The following is a 16,039-nucleotide window of genomic DNA, read 5'->3' on the forward strand; positions in this document are numbered from 1 at the left end:
CGAGCAAGGAGCAGCATGAAGATCGGATTCGTCGTCAACGACGTGGCCACCGAGAAGGCCGGCTACACCACCACCCGGCTGGCGCTGACCGCCAGCCAGCTCGGCCACGAGGCCGGCATCATCGGGCTGGGGGACTTCAACTACCTGCCCGACGGCTCGCTCGGCGCGCTGGTGCACTCCGCCTCCGGCAAGAACTACCGCTCGCACGACCGCTTCCTGGCCGACCTGCAGAAGAGCGAGGGCGAGCAGACCGTGCTCAGCGACTTCGACGTGCTGATGCTGCGCTCCGACCCCGCCAGCGATCCCGACCGCCCGTGGGCCAGCACCGCCGGGATCGCCTTCGGCCAGCTGCTGGCGGCCTCCGGTGTGCTCGTCGTCAACGACCCCGAGACGCTGGCCACGGCCATGAGCAAGGCCTACTTCCAGCACTTCCCGGAGCGCGTGCGCCCCAAGACGCTGATCAGCCGCGATGCCGAGCAGCTCAACGACTTCGTCAACGACCTGGGCGGCAAGGCGGTGCTCAAGCCGCTGCAGGGCTCCGGCGGCAGCGGCGTCTTCCTGGTCAACGACGAGGAGTCGCCCAACCTGAACCAGATCATCGAGGCGATCGCCCGTGACGGCTATGTGGTGGCGCAGGAGTACCTGCCGGCTGCGGCCGAGGGCGACACCCGACTGTTCGTGATGAACGGCGAGCCGCTCAAGGTGGACGGCGCCCATGCCGCCTTCCGTCGCGTCAACGAGAGCAAGGACATGCGTTCCAATGTCTCGGCCGGCGGCAAGATCCAGGAGGCCACCATCACCGACGAGATGCTGGAGATGGTCGACGTGATCCGCCCCAAGCTGGTCAGCGACGGCATGTTCCTGGTGGGCCTGGACATCGTCGGCGACAAGCTGATGGAGGTCAACGTCTTCACCCCCGGTGGCCTGGGCTCCTCGCAGAACATCTACAAGGTGGACTTCACCCCGCGCATCATCGAGGACCTGGAGCGCAAGGTGAAGATGCGCTCCCACTACCCGCAAGGCCTGCCCAACAAGGCGCTCGCCGCCATGTGAGGCACCACGCCCTGCACGGACCCGCAGCCGTCGAGGCCGCGGGTCCTTCGCGTCACCGCCCGGTCTGGGGGCCAGGACGGTGACCGGAGCCGTGGGCAACTCCTGGACCTCGGTTGTCAGGCGGGGTTCGCTTCCCTAACGTGGCAACGTTCCGCACACGGACGTGCCACCCCCCCAGGAGATGTGATGACCCACGACGCAGTGGTCGACCAGGCCGAGAAGCAGGGCGACCCGTACGACCTCGATCCGGCCAAGATCCAGCAGCCGCCCCATGGGTGGGGCCCCAGCATGCGCTTCCTGGGCCCGGGCATGATCACCTCCGCGGCGGTGGTGGGTTCCGGCGAGCTGATCACGGCCACCACACTGGGCGCCAAGGTGGGCTTCCTGCTGCTCTGGCTGGTCTTCGTCTCCACCTTCGTGAAGGTTGCGGTGCAGATCGAGCTGGCCCGCTGGTCCATCTCCACCGGCAAGCCGGGCACCTTCGGCTACGACGACGTCCCGCCCCGGATCGGGCGTCGCGGCTGGATCAGCTACCTGGCGGTGCTGATGTTCGTGCAGTTCCTCACCAGCCAGGCGGGCGTGCTGAGCGCGGCCGGTCTGGCGATGTCCATGCTGGTCCCGATCGGCGGCGATCCCACCAGCATGCTGTCGATCGGTTTCTGGGTGGCGCTGATGGTGGTGATCGCCATTGCCATCCACTTCTCGAACCGCTACGGCATCGTCGAGAACGTCTCCACCGTCCTGGTGGTGCTGGTCACCGCCGTCGTGGTGGCGCTGGTGCTGGGCATCCAGTTCACGCCCTTCAGCTGGAGCGCGGCGGACCTGGCCGGTGGCATGCAGTTCAAGATCGCGGCGGGGACGATGGGCATCGCGCTGAGCATGTTCGGCCTGACCGGCATCGGCGCCGGCGAGATCAGCTCCTACTCCTTCTGGTGCGTGGAGAAGGGTTATGCCGCCTGGACCGGCCCCAACGACGGTTCACAGGCCTGGGCCGAGCGGGCCCGCGGCTGGATCAGCGTGATGAAGAAGGACGCCTGGCTGAGCTGGGTGGTCTACACCCTGTCCACCGCCGCCTTCTACATCCTGGGCGCCGCGGTGCTGCACCCGCAGGGCCTCGCGCCCAAGGGCAATGACGTGCTCAAGGTGCTCTCGCGGATCTTCTCCGACACCATGGGCGGCTGGGCCGGCGTCGGCTTCCTGGTCTTCGCCGCCATCGCCCTGTTCAAGACCATCCTGGCCAATGTGCCCTCGCTGAGCCGCCAGACCGCCGCGGCGCTCAGCATCTTCGGCGCCTTCGACTGGAAGGACATGGCCGCCCGCGACCGGATGATGCGCTTCCTGATGATCTTTCTGCCGATCATCTGGGGCCTGCTGGGAGTCGTGGTCTCCTCCCCGCTGCAGATGGTGATCCTGGGCGGCATCCTGAACGCCCTGTACCTGATGGCGGTCTCGGTGGCGACGCTCTACCTCTCCCGCACCCAGACCGACCCGCGGATCAAGGACGGCAAGGCCTTCATGGTCTACCTGGTGATCTCGGCCATCGCCGTGTTCGCGGTGGGTCTGATCTCCCTGGTGGACATGCTCTGACCAGCAGCGACGCCTTGGTGGGCCGCCGGCTCCGGGGTGCCCGGTGTTCGCCTGTGATGCGATGAGCCCCGGGCGCCAGTGGTGCCCGGGGCTCGTGCGTCAGTGCTGCAGCGGCGGGTGCAGGTCGTTCATGGTGAAGCGTTGGCGTCGGCCGACGGCCAGCACGTCGAGAGCCAGGGCGCCCAGGCCGATGCAGACCAGCACGGCCACGTCGCGCCAGAAGTGGCTCCACAACCCGCCCGAGATCACCACCCGGAAGGCGTCGATGGAGTAGGTGATCGGCATGAACGGGTTGATCCAGCCGAAGAAGGGCGGCAGCACCGCGGCCGGATAGGTGCCACCCGTGGAGGCCAGCTGAAGGATCAGCCAGACCAGCAGGATCGCCGAGCCGGGCAGCCCCAGCGACATCCGCAACAGGTGCGCGATCATCGCGAAGACCAGGGCCACCAGCAGGGTCAGCCCCACGGTGGCCAGCCCGTGCACCGGATCCAGGCCGAGGGCCGCCCAGACGGTGCCGAGCATCAGCGCGGCGCCCACCGCCGCCACCGTTCCGAACGGGATGAAGGCGCTCAGCGTCAGGCGCAGCGGGTTCATCCGGCCGGCCAGCAGGCGCCCGGAGATGGGCCGCATCACCAGGAAGCCGGAGATGCCGAAGACCCACATGGCGATCGAGAAGAAGAGCGGCGCCAGACCCCGGCCGTAGACGTGGGCGGGATTCTCCACCAGCGTGTTCACGCGCGCGGGTGAGGAGAGCACCTGCGCGGCCCCGTTGGCTTGGTCCTCGGTGAGCGCGGGGATCTGCTTCACGCCGTCGGTCAGGCCCTTGGTGAGCTGCTGCGAGCCGGTGAGCAGCTTGCCGATGCCGGTGTCCAGCTTGGTCATGTTGGTGGACAGCGTGGCGATGCCGGTGTCCAGCTGCGCGGCGCCGCTGCTGAGCTGGCCGGCACCGCCGGCCGCCTTCGCGATGCCGGTCTCCAGCTGCGAGGAGCCGGACTGCGCCTGGTTGATGCCGGCGTGCAGCTCCTTGGCGCCGCCGGCCACCTGGTGGGCGCCGTTGTTCAGCTTGGTCAGCTTGGCCGAGGCGTCCTTCAGGTCACCGGCGACGGCCGATTCCTGCACCCGGCTGTTCAGCGTCGACGAGCGGGTCGAGGCGCGGGCGGCGGCCTCGGCGACGGCCTGGTTGCGCTGCTGCGCCAGCCCCAGCCGAGCCTGGGCATTCTTGTAGGCCTGCGAGTCGGCGACGCCCGGGATGGCGGCCAGCTCGCCCAGCGAGGCCTGCAGGTCGGTCAGTCGGGTGTCCACCGAGCTGGTGGTGCCGCTGACCTGGCCGGTGAGCTTCTGGATGTCGGAGTTGATGGCGGCCGAATCGGTCTTCACCTGGCCCTGCACCTCGGCGGCGCGGTCCAGCACCGGGACGACGGTGTCGGCCAGCTGCTGGGTGCCGCCGGCCACCTGGGTGGCGCCGTCGTAGAGCTCCAGCGAGCCGCTGCTCAGCTTGCCCAGCCCGGCGGTCAGCTGGCTGGCGCCGGTGGAGAGCTGCCCCATGCCGGCGTTCAGCTCGGCGGCGCCGGTGGCCAGCTGGTGGGTGGAGGTGCTGGCCGTCCTGGCGCCGGTGGCCAGCTGCGAGGAGCCTGACTTCGCGTCGGTGAGCCCCTTGGTGAGCTGGGCGGAGCCGTCGCGAGCCTGTACCATGCCCTCGCGGATCTTCTTGAGGTTGGCGAAGACCGCCTCGAAGTAGGACTCGACGGCGGTCTGGTTCACCGCCTCGGTGATCTTGTTCTGCGCCTGGCCGGTGACCGAGCCGATCACGAAGCCGTTGGCGTCGTTGCGGTGCAGGGTGATCTCGGCGCGCCTGGGGTCGTCGGTGGAGCCGCTGACCAGGTTGGAGGAGAAGTTCGACGGCACCCGCACCGTCAGGTAGTAGCGCCCCTCGCGCAGCCCGTCCTCGGCCTCGGCGGCGTCGGTGATGTGCCAGTCGAACTCGTGGCCGGCCAGCAGGTTGTCGGTGAAGTCCTTGCCGGCATGCACGTCCTTGCCGTTGTACTTCACCGCCTTGTCCTCGTTCACGACGGCCACCGGCAGGTGTTCGAGGCGGCCGTAGGGGTCCCAGTTGGCCGCCAGGTAGATGGCGCCGTAGAGCACCGGCACCAGCGCGGCGAAGATCAGCGCCAGCTTGGGCAGCAGGCCGCGGAAGCGGCGCAGTTCGAAGCGGGAGAGGAACATCAGACGTCCTTGCGGGTCGCCAGGTGGCGACGGATGGGGTGGTTGGGCAGGAAGTCGGCGTCGCGGGAGGGAGGCGGCACCAGGTGGACGACGCGGGCGTCGTCGGGCAGCGGGCTCTCGTCCAGCATGCTGACGAAGAAGTGGTTGCCGTCCTCGCGCAGCACGGCGATGCCGTCGTGGATCCAGCGCAGCTGGGCATCGGTCAGCGAGTCGTCCAGGTCGTCGCAGACCACCAGGCTGGCGGGCTTGAGGCAGCCGAGTACCAGCACCAGCAGGGTCTTCTCGACGGCGGGCAGGCGGTCCACCCACTGGTCGAGCTGGAAGCGGTGGTCCAGCAGGTCCTCCAGGTGACGGAAGCGCTCCCGGCCACGACGGGTGCCGATGCCCTCGGCGATGGCGCGCTCGTCGCGGGACTCACCGACGGTGAGGTTGGGTTCCAGCTCGGCGAAGTCGGTGATCCGGGCCAGCGAGACCTGCTTGCGCAGCGCGCGCGGGTGGGCGATCCCGTCGATGTCGCCGACGATGAGGCTGCCCTGGACGCCCTTGAGACGTCCGGCGAGCGCCAGCAGCAGGGCGGAGCGGCCGGAGCCCTGCTGGCCGGTGACCACGCCCACCTGGTCGGGGCGCAGCTCCAGGTCGAGCGGGCCGAAGACCATGTTCTGGCGTCCGGCCAGCTCCAGGCCGCGCGCCTGCAGCAGGGCTGCGCGGGTGTCTTCGGTGGCCTCTGCTTGGGGCAGGGTGTCGGGCGAGGGCTCGCGGAACATGTCGTCGGCCAGCGGGCCGGCGCCGTGGCGGGGGAGGTCGACGGTCGGCTCGGGCTCGTCGCCGGGCAGCGCGTGGCTGGGGGCGTGGGCCGCGGAGGGGGAGACTTCGTCCTCGCCCAGGGCGTGCTCGGGGGCGTGCGGCTTTGGAGGTGCGTCGACGTCGGCGGTCTCGACGTGGCGCGGGGCCTCGGAGATCTCGCCGTGCTGCTCGTCCATGGAACACCTTTCGAAGAAGCGACCCGTCAAATATATTCGTACCAATGGGTTCAGAAAAGTTGTCTCAGGTGGACCACAGCCGAGGCCGACCACGCTGACAGCCCATCATCTCCCCCCCCAGACTAGGGATTGCTGTCCGCCGATGGGGAGCCCATTCCGCGGACGTCCCCGCCACCGGGAGGGTGACGGGGACGTGACGGATGGTGGGAGGCCGCGGGTGGTGGCTCAGCTGCGGCCGGCGTCCTGGTAGGCCTGGGCCAGCTCCTCGGCCATCTTCTGGCCATGGTCCTTCCACCAGGCGTCCGCGGCGGGACGCCAGGCAGAGACCGGCTTGCGGCCCTGCACGATGTCGTTCTCGAGTGCCTCGAAGCTGGTGTTGGCCGTCTGGAAGTTCTTCTCGTACTCCTTGCTGAACAGGTAGACGGCGTCATTGCGGTAGGCATCCGGCACCAGTCGGCGGATGGCGGCGTCCAGCTTCTTGGCCGCCTCGTCGTGCCCAGGCAGGTAGTTGGCGATGCGGGAGTCGACGATGTACTTCACGCCCAGCGCCGTGTTTCCGCCACCGGCCGGGGTGGGAACCGGATCGGTGCCCTTCAGCGTGTAGTCGGCGCCCTGCTTGCCGTACTTCACGGCGAGGTACTCCTTGCTGCCGAAGGGGGCGGCCAGGTAGTCGGCCACCTTCAGCAGGGTCTCGACGCGGTCGCCGGCCTTCTTGTTGATCGCCGAGCGTCCGAAGGAGGGGAAGCTCATCCACAGGTGGCCCTTGCCCTGGCCGTCGAAGGCCGGGATGTCACAGACGTCGATGTCGAAGCCGCTGGGCGCATCGGTCATGTACTGCGCCCAGGCGGTGAAGGAGTCGGGGTTGAAGTAGGCCTTGCCGGTGGTGAACCAGTTCTTCTGGTTGGGGCGGGCGAAGGCGTCGGGGTTCATCAGCCCGGCCTTGGCCCACTTGCGCTCGGCCTCCAGCGCCTGCTCCATCTTCTCGTCGGTCCACCAGCTCTTCATGGTGCCGTCCTCGTGGCGCCAGAAGTTCGGCAGGCCCAGCATGTTCTTGATGTACTGCTTGGGCACCACGGTGGTGGCCCAACGACCGCCGCGCGGGTCGTTGACCTCGGTGGCCAGCTCGTAGAACTCCTGGAAGTTCTTCCATTCCGGATTGATCCCCTTGCTGGCCAGCAGGTCGTCGCGACGGAAGAGCACGCCGGAGGACATCGCGCCGCGGGGCGTGGGCAGGCCGTAGAGCCGACCGTTGAAGCGGCCCACCTCCCAGGCCTCCGAGGGGATCGCGGCCAGGTTCGGGTACTTCTTGATGGCATCCCCGGCCAGGTGGTCGGACAGGTCGAGGCAGGTGGCCTCCACCATCGCCGGCATGTCGGCCACCTCGGCGATGAAGAACATGTCCGGCAGCTGTCCGCCGGCCAGGGTGGTGGAGAACTTGTTGATGTACTCCGCCTGCGGGATCTGCTGGATCTCCAGGTCGGAGCCGAGCTGCTCGTTCAGGTGGGCCCAGGCGGTGTTGGTCGGCGGCTGCGGCGTGACCGGGGAGTAGGTCTGGGTGAGGATCGAGATCGGCTTGCCGTCGCCGGGCTTGGCGGTGACGGTCTGGACCGGGTCGGCGGGGTAGTGGAAGAAGGTGTCGGGGATGTTCGCGTCGCCGACGATGTCCGGCTTGGGACCGGTCGCGGCCTGGTAGGCGGGCGTGGCGGCGGCCTCGCCGGCCTTGGCGCCACCGGAGGAGGACTCGCCGCCCCCGCAGCCGGCCAGCAGTGGCCCTCCCAGGGCGACGGCGCTCAGGCCGGCTCCGGTGCCCAGCAGGGTGCGACGGCTCAACTCGGTCATGGTGATCTCCTCGGTGGGTGGGTCAGCCCTTCACCGCGCCGGTCAGCATGCCGGTGGTGAAGTGCTTCTGCAGGAAGGGGTAGACGAACAGGATCGGGGCGACGGCGATCAGCAGCATCGCCATCTGCAGCGCGGGCTGCGGCGGCAGCGCGTCGACGCCCGCGCCCAGGTCGGCCGTCGACAGCTGTTGGTTGTCGACGAGGTAGGTGCGCAGGATCAGGGTGAGCGGCCACTTGCCCTGGTCCGACAGGTAGATCAGAGCGCCGAAGAAGGCATTCCAGTAGCCGACGGCGTAGAACAGCCCGATGACGGCCAGCACCGCCTTGGACAGCGGCAGCACCAACCGGGTGAAGATCGACCAGTCCGAGGCCCCGTCGATGCGGGCCGACTCGAACAGCTCCTGCGGGATGTTCATGAAGAAGGAGCGCAGCACGATGATGTTGAAGGCGCTCACCAGGCCCGGCAGGATCAGCGCCCAGTAGCTGTCCAGCAGGCCCACCTGCTTCACGGTCAGGTAGGAGGGGATCAGGCCGGGGCTGAAGAGCAGGCTGAACAGCACCACCATCAGGATCGGCTTGTGGCCCAGGCTGCCGGGCCGGCTCAGACCGAAGGCCATCATGGCGCTGGCGACCAGCGAGAGGATGGTGCCCACCACGGTGACGCCGATGCTCACCATCAGGGCCCTGGTGACCACGCCACCGGCGAAGACCGAGCGGTAGGCGCTCAGGTCGATCCCGTCGGGCCACAGCACGAAGCCGCCCATCCGGTTCACGTGCTCGGCGCTGGAGATGGACGTGGAGATGACGGCCAGGAAGGGGACGGCGACCGCCAGGCAGCAGGCCAGCAGCACCACCGCGGTGAGCAGCCGCTCGCCGCCGCCGGGAGCCTGCTGGCCGTTCTCGAGGCGGCCTCGACGACGGTTGCGGCGCGCCCGGGGCTGATCGTGCTCGGGGACCCGGCTGGCCTCCAGCGCGGGATGGGGCTTGGGTGTCGCCTCGGTCATGACTGGTAGACCCCCTGCTCGCCGAAGATGTGGGCCAGCTTGTTGGCGCCCAGCACCAGGATGGTTCCGATCACGCCCTTGACCAGGCCCACGGCTGTCGCCTCGCCCCAGCCGCCGCCGGCGATGCCGTGGTTGAAGACATAGGTGTCGATCACCTCGCTGGCGTCGAGTCCGACGGCCTTCTGCTGCAGGATGATCTGCTCGAAGCCGACGCTGAGCGAGTCGCCCAGGCGCAGGATCAGCAGCAGGATGATGATGCCGCGCAGCCCCGGCAGGGTGACGTGCCACAGCTGGCGCAGCCGGGAGGCACCGTCCACCTGGCTGGCCTCGTAGAGCGAGGAGTCGATGCCAGCCAGCGCGGCCAGGAAGAGGATGGTGGCCCAGCCGGTGTCCTTCCACATCACCTGGCTGGTCAGCAGCGGGATGAACAGGTCCGGGTTGCCGATGATGTCCAGGGTCTGCCAGCCGTGCTGGCGCAGGAAGGTGTTGATCAGGCCGCCGCCGCCGAGCACCTGCTGGAAGATCGCGACCACCACCACCCAGCTGAGGAAGTGGGGCAGGTAGAGCACGCTCTGCACCACCCGCTTGATCCGCGGCGACATCACGCTGTTCAGCAGCAGGGCCAGCACGATCGGCGCCGGGAAGACCAGCACGGTCTGCACCAGGGTGAGCACCAGGGTGTTGCGCACGGCGCGCAGGAAGGCCGGGTCACCGCTGGTCAGCACCTCGAAGTTCTCCCAGCCCACCCAGTCGGAGCCGGTGATGCCGATGTAGGGCTTGTAGTCCTTCCAGGCGATCACGTTGCCGGCCAGTGCGGCGTAGTGGAAGACCAGCAGCACCAGCAGCCCCGGCAGACACATCAGCAGCAGGGTGCGGTCTCGGCGCAGGCGTTGGCCCAGACTGGCGCGCCGACGGACGACGGGGGCCTCGGACGACGTCCTTCGACCGAGCTTCACCCTTGACCTCCTTCACCGTGGCTGTGTGAGCGGAAAGCTATCGGTGCTGGTCAGCCCGAGGTCACACCCCTGTGGATGGCCCCCGACGGGTGGGGGTGCGGTTGGATGCGCTCCGCCCCCGCGAGTCAGTCGGTGGGCGGCTGGGGTGCGGCGAGGCGCTGGCTGCGCCAGAAGAGCACCAGGCCGCTGACCACCAGCAGACCCAGGCCCCAGGCCAGGGCGGGGTGCACCTGGTAGAGCCGCACCGCGGCGGAGATGCCGATGAAGCCGGCCGTCGCGTAGATGCAGGCCCAGGCGATGCAGCCCACCACCAGGGCCGGGAGGTAGCGCTGCAGTGGCATCCGGGTGAAACCGGCCGCCAGGTTGACCATGGTCTGCAGGCCCACGGTGAGGAAGCTGAGGCTCACGGCCGGCGCGCCCCAGCGGTTCAGCCGCTCGGTGGCGTGGACGAAACCGGGGCGGTGCATCAGCTGGGCGCCGCGGCTGTGCTCGCCGCCGCGACGCAGCAGGCGACCGATGGCGTAGGTGGCCCCGGCGCGCAGGGTGACGATGACGAACAGGGCGCCGGCGACGGCGGCGAAGGGTGCCTCCCAGCTCATCGGGTTCCACCACTGCTCGCTCACCCTGACAGCCTACGGGGCCGGGCCAAGCTGGCCGTCCGGGCCGGCCTGGCTGTATCGGCCCCTCTGGGCCTGCCGGGGTCGTCCGGGCCGGCCCAGCGGGCGCCGGTGTAGTAGGCCTTCGAGGCGTCCATGGTGCCCAGCAGTTCCGGCACGGTGACCAGGGTGTAGCCCTTGGCCTGCAGCTGGGTGACGATCTCCTCGACGGCGCGGGCGGTGGAGCGGTGGATGTCCGTTCTCCCAACCATTCCCCCTCTGGAAGGAACCCGTCATGACCGCCACCGCCATTGCCCCGATCGCCTGCTGCTCAAGGTTGAGGAGGTTGCCGACCGACTCAACGTCGGCCGATCCACCGCCTACCACCTCGTCCTCATGGGCGAGATCGAGTCCGTCATGGTCGGCCGTCTGCGCCGCGTGCCCGTGCAGGCCGTCGCCGACTACATCGAGCGTCTCCGGGCCGATGTCGAGCGCCTGCGCACCGCCGATGACGTCGCGTGGTCCCAACCGCGCGTCGTCCATCTACCACGGGCAAGGACGGCTACTGTCACGTCCGGATCACCGCCCCATCACCGTCGGATACAAGGACGACGGGACCCTGGACCGCCGCCACGTCATGAGCAAGGACCGCGCCAAGGTGACGCGCAAGGTCCGCGAGCTGGAGAAGGACCGCGCCAAGGGTGCCGTTGCTCAGCCGGGACGGAAGTGGAGCGTCGCGTCCTGGCTGAAGCACTGGCTCGACGTGATCGCCGCGCCGAACCTGCGGCCGTCCAGCCTTGCGGCCTATCGCACGGCCGTCGAGAAGCACCTGATCCCGAACCTGGGCAAAGAGAAGTTGGACCGGCTGCAGCCGGAGCACCTCGAGCGGCTCTACCGGAAGGTCGGCTCCGGTGTGGAGTGTTCGCCGGTTCTGGTGGAGGGGATGGTGCTTGCGGCCCCGGCCGCCATGCAGCTCGAGCTGGACCCTGCGTCGGCAGACGTCGAGTGCATCGCCTGCGAGGCGGATCACGTGGAACGGGTCCATCACCGTCGTGGCTGTGGGGAGTTCTTCGGTGGTAGCGGTCTTGAAGCCGGTGAAGCCGTCCATCGCGACGATCTGGATGCCGTCGCGCCAGGCCTGGGGCTGCTGTGACAGCCAGGTCTTGAGGCCATCCTCATCTGTGAAGAGCCGGTAAACAGCCGCACCATCTTGCCTCCCCGGTCGATGAACCTGCTTACCAGGAGGCCCGCTTGGTACAGTTCCTAAATGGGCCACCTTTCCTCAGCGTCCACCCACGTCCAGCCCGATGTCCGGGTGCGTGGTGCCCGCGAACACAACCTCAAGGACGTCGACCTCACGGTTCCGCGTGACGCCATGGTTGTGTTCACGGGCGTGTCCGGGTCCGGGAAGTCCTCCTTGGCTTTCGGCACGTTGTACGCGGAGTCGCAGCGGCGCTACTTGGAGTCAGTTGCCCCGTACGCGCGGCGACTGATCGACCAGGCGGGTGTCCCCGACGTCGACTCCATCACCGGGATGCCGCCCGCAGTCGCCTTGCAGCAGCAGCGCGGAGGGCGCAGCGCGCGCTCCTCTGTAGGCAGCATCACCACGCTGTCGAGTGTGGTTCGGATGCTCTACTCGCGAGCCGGTGAATACCCAGACGGTCAGCCGATGCTCTACGCCGAGGACTTCTCCGCGAACACCGTGCAGGGCGCGTGCCCCGAGTGCCACGGCATCGGCAGAGTGTACGCGGTGACCGAGGAGCGGATGGTGCCCGATCCCTCACTCACCATCCGGGAGCGCGCCATCGCATCGTGGCCGACCGCCTGGCACGGCCACCAGTTGCGGGACGTGCTCGTCGCGCTCGGCTACGACGTCGACGTGCCGTGGAAGGATCTGCCGAAGAAGGATCGGGACTGGATCCTCTATACCGACGAGACCCCCTTCGTTCCCGTCCACTCTCGACTCACACTCGCCGAGGCGCGCCGGGCAATCCGAGCAGGAATCGAACCGAGCTACTCGGGCACCTTCGTTGGCGCGCGGCGGTACGTGCTCGACACTTTCGCGAACACGAAGAGCGCGTCGATGAAGCGCCGCGTAGCCCAGTTCATGAGCGCGGCGGTCTGCCCGGTGTGCCATGGGAAGCGGCTCAAACCCGAAGCGCTGACGGTGACGTTCGAAGGACTCGATATCGCGGACTTCTCAGCCTTGCCACTGCGTGAATTGGCTGAGCTCCTCGAGTCCGTCGTCGCCGAGTCTGACCGCGAGGGCGAGACCTCCGGCGACGTGGTAGATGTCGCGACTAGACGTGAAGCCGTCGAGCAGCGCGTGGCTGCTGGCGGCTCCGCGCACTCCGCTGCGCCGGATGTCCGTCGCACACCGAATCAGTCTGTCGAGAAGCGCGCCGCGGCAGCCCGCCTGGGCGCAGAATTGCTGGACCGCCTGCGCCCCATCATCGATCTCGGACTCGGTTACCTCTCGCTAGGTCGCACTACGCCGACACTGTCCGGAGGGGAGCTACAACGACTTCGACTCGCCACGCAGCTCACGTCGGAACTGTTCGGTGTTGTCTACGTCCTCGACGAACCGTCAGCCGGTCTCCATCCGCACGACGTCACCGCGCTGCTGGGTATCCTCGACGCGCTGAAGCAGCGCGGCAACAGCCTCTTCGTCGTGGAGCATTCCGTCGACGTCATGCGGCACGCGGACTGGCTGGTCGACATCGGCCCCGGAGCCGGGGAACGCGGCGGGCGCGTGATCTACAGCGGACCCACGGACGGGCTCGCGGAGGTCGACGAGTCGGTGACGCGCGGATACATCTTCGGGGGCAGCGGCCTTCCACCGCACCAGCCCCGTGCCGCCCACGACTGGTTGCAGCTGGAGCACGTCACCCGCAACAACCTGCGGGACGTATCTGTGGCGCTACCGCTCGGAACGCTCACGGCTGTCACTGGCGTGTCAGGGTCGGGGAAGTCCAGCCTTGTCAGTCAAGTCCTACCTGCCCTCATCGGCGCCAGGCAAGGAGACGCCCCTCGCGTCGAGGAGGAAAGCGCTGAGGCCGAGGCCCTGCTCCTCACCGACGAGTCCGATGAACTCGGAGGGTCGGTCGAGGGCGATCTCACGACCGTCCGGCGTGTGGTGAGCATCGACCAGAAACCCATCGGCCGCACGCCCCGCTCCAACGTCGCGACCTACACAGGACTCTTCGATCATGTGCGGCGCCGGTTCGCCGAGACGCTGGAAGCTCGGACACGCGGATACAAGCCCGGTCGGTTCTCCTTCAATGTCGCAGGCGGCCGTTGCCCGACCTGTGAGGGTGAAGGCTCCGTGATGGTCGAGCTGCTCTTCCTGCCCTCGGTCTACACCGTGTGTCCCGACTGCCATGGCACCCGCTATCAATCGAGCACCCTGGAGATCACCTGGCGAGGGCGCAACATCGCGGAAATCCTCGCGATGAGCGTCGAAGAGGCTCACGAGTTCTTCGCCGGCGAGTACGACGTGATGCGCTCCCTCACCTCGCTGGTCGACGTCGGGCTCGGTTATCTGCGCTTGGGACAGCCGGCCACAGAGCTCTCCGGTGGGGAGGCGCAGCGTGTGAAGCTGGCCACCGAACTGCAACGAGCGCAGCGCGGCGACACTCTGTACGTGCTCGATGAGCCGACCTCCGGGTTGCACTGTGCCGACGCAGACCGTCTCGTTACCCACCTTCAGACTCTCGTCGATGCGGGCAACACGGTCGTGATGGTGGAACTCGACATGCGAGTGGTCGGCGCAGCCGACTACGTCATCGATCTCGGGCCGGGAGCCGGTGACAACGGCGGCACAGTGGTCGCGTCCGGAACGCCAGCAGAGGTCGCCACGTCGAGAAACAGCGCTTCAGCACCGTATCTCGCCGCCGCCCTCGCCGAGGCCGCGACGCTGACGTCAGGGGCATGACCTTCTCCCTCGAGCATGATGCTCAGCAGGCGCAAGCTGTCGACGAACTCCCGAGGCGCCTCGACGGTGGGGACATGCGCGGCAGATGGCGCGACGACGACTTCGGTGCCGAGCCGACTGGCCATCTCTAACTGCACGTCGAACGGCCACGCTTAGCGTCGGCGGCGGGTAGGGGTCGAGGTCTCCCAAAATGGAGGTTCCGACGCCAGCCATCCGAGAGAGACCTCGACGTGTTCCACGCTACCTTCGCGACCCCTGACCTGACCACGTTCTGCCGCCTCGACGAGCTTGGCCTAGAAGTGGTCGGGCAGCGCCTCGAGCCGGATCGGACGGTGTTGGAGTGCCGACTGGCAGAGGCCGACCCGTGGTGCCGGGGCTGCGGCGCCGAGGGCGTTCAGCGAGGCACGGTGACGCGCCGGTTGGCGCACGAGCCGTTCGGTCACCGACCGACGACGCCGCTGCTGCGCGTGCGCCGCTACCGCTGCTCACCGTGCGGGCGCACGTGGCGCCAAGACACCACGGCGGCGGCGCCGACGCGAGCGAAGCTGTCGCGGGGTGGGCTGTTGTGGAGTACGGCGGCGTCCTGAACCGTAGGCTCAGCAACGAAGACATTTGGATAGGGGTGTCGGATCCTCTACCACTCACGAAACTAGGGACTATGCGGGTAGATGCCGATTCGGGAACGACTGTGACTGTCTCATTCGTCGACGGGCAGATTGTGACTGGCGCTCTCTCCGTCGAGATCGCAGTCGATGACAACCATGACGTTGAGTCAAGTGATCCAAGCCGCGTTCGTCCTAGCTGAAGGGCAAGGTCACCAGCTTCCCATGGGTACCAGCCCCCACCCTTGGCTGGTCGAGGAAGCACTTGGAGGAGAGCACCCTCACCTTCTTCCCATGCTTGATTTCGTTGGCGGCGACGAGGGCGGCAGGTGCTACTTGCGGGGTCCCGATGAACCCCTTCTCTGGGATGACTTCGAACGCGGGCTTGATCTTCGGGACCCTCACGTGCGGACGCGGCACATCGCAGTGTCCAATGCTGGTGGCTTTGGAGGGGGGAGTGATTATGTTGCAATCGGTTCCCTGTTCCAAGACCTCTTTGGTTCGACGCCTCGCTGGAGAAGCCTCACTCAGCCCCTGAGGCGCCTCATGGGAGATACCTCAACCCCTTGGCCAACGACGAAAGTGGCAGCGCAGGCAAAGGACTTCGTCCAGAGGGGGATGCCGTCGAAGGATGCAGGTTCCAACTTCACGCGGATCAGGCGGCGTTGGGATCCGGCTGCGTATGGAGATGCGCTAGGACTTACCGAACGGGAGGCCAAACTCATGCTCGTCGCAGTGGGCTACCGCGAAGTGGAGCACGGTCTGTGTGGGCTGACCCCGTTTCGTAGGTCCAGTCGTTACGAGAGTCGTCCTGTTGCCCGCGGTCGCGGGCAGGGAGACTGGTCAGATCATGACGAACAGCAGGAAGCGTCACACCCCGGAGCAGGTCGTCCGTAAGCTCNNNNGAACGCGACCCTGAAGCGTCTGCTCGCGGAAGCGGAGCTGGAGAAGGCCGCGCTCAAGGAGCTGGCTGAGGGAAACTTCTAAGCCCGGACAGGCGCCGCGCCGCCGTCGATCACCTCAAGCGCGAGCTGCGGGTGAGCGAACGGATGGCGTGCCGTCTGGTCGGGCTGAGCCGCTCCGCGTACCGGCGACCGCTCAAGGGCGACACGGTCGCGGACCCGGATCGGGCGCTCAGGGAGTGGCTGCGCGCCTGGGCGAAGGACCATCCCCGCTACGGGTATCGGCGGGCGTATCACGACGCCCGCGCCGAGGGGTGGGTGGTGAACCACAAGAAGATCCAACGCCTGTGGCGTGACGAAGGGC

10 protein-coding genes and 5 pseudogenes are annotated in these 16,039 nt (G+C 67.9%); 7 read left to right on the forward strand and 8 right to left on the reverse strand.

Features of this window, described 5'->3' with window-relative positions; all coding sequences use genetic code 11:
* Positions 1-15 precede the first annotated feature (15 nt).
* Both ABD073_RS05575 and ABD073_RS05580 read left to right on the forward strand, forming a co-directional pair.
* Positions 16-1,053 carry a glutathione synthetase gene (locus tag ABD073_RS05575; RefSeq protein WP_343872946.1) on the forward strand — a complete coding sequence of 346 codons (1,038 nt, stop codon included), beginning with the start codon at positions 16-18 and terminating at the stop codon, positions 1,051-1,053.
* Between the two features lie 186 nt (positions 1,054-1,239).
* Entirely contained in the window at positions 1,240-2,640 is a 1,401-nt protein-coding gene (locus ABD073_RS05580; protein WP_343872947.1) for an Nramp family divalent metal transporter, read from the forward strand.
* A 99-nt stretch (positions 2,641-2,739) separates the two neighbouring features.
* Here the strand turns inward: ABD073_RS05580 and ABD073_RS05585 are convergent, their stop codons facing one another.
* The 7 genes from ABD073_RS05585 to ABD073_RS05615 form a co-directional block, all read right to left on the reverse strand.
* Positions 2,740-4,863 (reverse strand): YhgE/Pip family protein, encoded by a 2,124-nt coding sequence (locus ABD073_RS05585; RefSeq protein ID WP_343872948.1) that lies wholly within the window; start codon positions 4,861-4,863, stop codon positions 2,740-2,742.
* A complete protein-coding gene (locus ABD073_RS05590) occupies positions 4,863-5,843 on the reverse strand; it encodes an ATP-binding cassette domain-containing protein (RefSeq protein ID WP_343872949.1) in 981 nt (326 codons plus the stop codon). Before ABD073_RS05590 ends, ABD073_RS05585 begins: the two co-directional genes overlap by 1 nt.
* Before the next feature lie 225 nt (positions 5,844-6,068).
* Complete coding sequence (locus tag ABD073_RS05595) at positions 6,069-7,682, reverse strand: type 2 periplasmic-binding domain-containing protein (RefSeq protein WP_343872950.1); 1,614 nt, start codon at positions 7,680-7,682, stop codon at positions 6,069-6,071.
* 22 nt (positions 7,683-7,704) lie between these two features.
* Entirely contained in the window at positions 7,705-8,685 is a 981-nt protein-coding gene (locus ABD073_RS05600) for a carbohydrate ABC transporter permease (protein WP_343872951.1), read from the reverse strand.
* Entirely contained in the window at positions 8,682-9,641 is a 960-nt protein-coding gene (locus ABD073_RS05605; RefSeq protein ID WP_343872952.1) for an ABC transporter permease, read from the reverse strand. Before ABD073_RS05605 ends, ABD073_RS05600 begins: the two co-directional genes overlap by 4 nt.
* A gap of 125 nt (positions 9,642-9,766) precedes the next feature.
* A complete protein-coding gene (locus ABD073_RS05610; RefSeq protein ID WP_343872953.1) occupies positions 9,767-10,264 on the reverse strand; it encodes a DedA family protein in 498 nt (165 codons plus the stop codon).
* Positions 10,261-10,509, reverse strand: coding sequence for an RNA-binding protein (locus tag ABD073_RS05615; protein ID WP_343872954.1), 249 nt, complete (start codon positions 10,507-10,509; stop codon positions 10,261-10,263). The genes ABD073_RS05610 and ABD073_RS05615 overlap by 4 nt, the downstream gene beginning before the upstream one ends.
* Here ABD073_RS05615 and ABD073_RS05620 point away from each other — a divergent pair.
* Together ABD073_RS05620 and ABD073_RS05625 are read left to right on the forward strand one after the other, a co-directional pair.
* Positions 10,490-10,702: pseudogene (locus ABD073_RS05620) on the forward strand (excisionase family DNA-binding protein); the annotation flags it as partial. The gene ABD073_RS05615 and the pseudogene ABD073_RS05620 sit on opposite strands and share 20 nt — an antisense overlap.
* A 172-nt stretch (positions 10,703-10,874) precedes the next feature.
* Positions 10,875-11,123: pseudogene (locus ABD073_RS05625) on the forward strand (tyrosine-type recombinase/integrase); the annotation flags it as partial.
* A gap of 12 nt (positions 11,124-11,135) precedes the next feature.
* Here ABD073_RS05625 and ABD073_RS05630 read toward each other — a convergent pair.
* Positions 11,136-11,405 (reverse strand): annotated as a pseudogene (locus ABD073_RS05630) (ISL3 family transposase); the annotation flags it as partial.
* Between the two features lie 99 nt (positions 11,406-11,504).
* On the opposite strand from ABD073_RS05630, the gene ABD073_RS05635 reads away from it, so the two are divergent.
* From ABD073_RS05635 to ABD073_RS05645, 3 genes and pseudogenes are all read left to right on the forward strand, one after another.
* Positions 11,505-14,171: an excinuclease ABC subunit UvrA gene (locus tag ABD073_RS05635; RefSeq protein WP_343872955.1), complete on the forward strand. Its 2,667-nt coding sequence runs from the start codon at positions 11,505-11,507 to the stop codon at positions 14,169-14,171.
* A gap of 230 nt (positions 14,172-14,401) precedes the next feature.
* Positions 14,402-14,749: pseudogene (locus tag ABD073_RS05640) on the forward strand (ISL3 family transposase); the annotation flags it as partial.
* A 930-nt stretch (positions 14,750-15,679) separates the two neighbouring features.
* Positions 15,680-16,039, forward strand: a pseudogene (locus ABD073_RS05645) (IS3 family transposase); the annotation flags it as partial.

Origin of the sequence: Luteococcus peritonei (assembly GCF_039526385.1) — a bacterium.
In the GTDB taxonomy this organism is placed as follows: Bacteria; Actinomycetota; Actinomycetes; order Propionibacteriales; family Propionibacteriaceae; genus Luteococcus; species Luteococcus peritonei.

Bases quoted from the DNA above. Each gene is read 5' to 3' on its own strand.
- ABD073_RS05575 (WP_343872946.1), top strand. From the start codon at position 16: ATGAAGATCGGATTCGTCGTCAACGACGTGGCCACCGAGAAGGCCGGC.
- ABD073_RS05580 (WP_343872947.1), top strand. From the start codon at position 1,240: ATGACCCACGACGCAGTGGTCGACCAGGCCGAGAAGCAGGGCGACCCG.
- ABD073_RS05615 (WP_343872954.1), bottom strand. From the start codon at position 10,509: ATGGTTGGGAGAACGGACATCCACCGCTCCACCGCCCGCGCCGTCGAG.
- ABD073_RS05600 (WP_343872951.1), bottom strand. From the start codon at position 8,685: ATGACCGAGGCGACACCCAAGCCCCATCCCGCGCTGGAGGCCAGCCGG.
- ABD073_RS05590 (WP_343872949.1), bottom strand. From the start codon at position 5,843: ATGGACGAGCAGCACGGCGAGATCTCCGAGGCCCCGCGCCACGTCGAG.
- ABD073_RS05585 (WP_343872948.1), bottom strand. From the start codon at position 4,863: ATGTTCCTCTCCCGCTTCGAACTGCGCCGCTTCCGCGGCCTGCTGCCC.
- ABD073_RS05635 (WP_343872955.1), top strand. From the start codon at position 11,505: ATGGGCCACCTTTCCTCAGCGTCCACCCACGTCCAGCCCGATGTCCGG.
- ABD073_RS05595 (WP_343872950.1), bottom strand. From the start codon at position 7,682: ATGACCGAGTTGAGCCGTCGCACCCTGCTGGGCACCGGAGCCGGCCTG.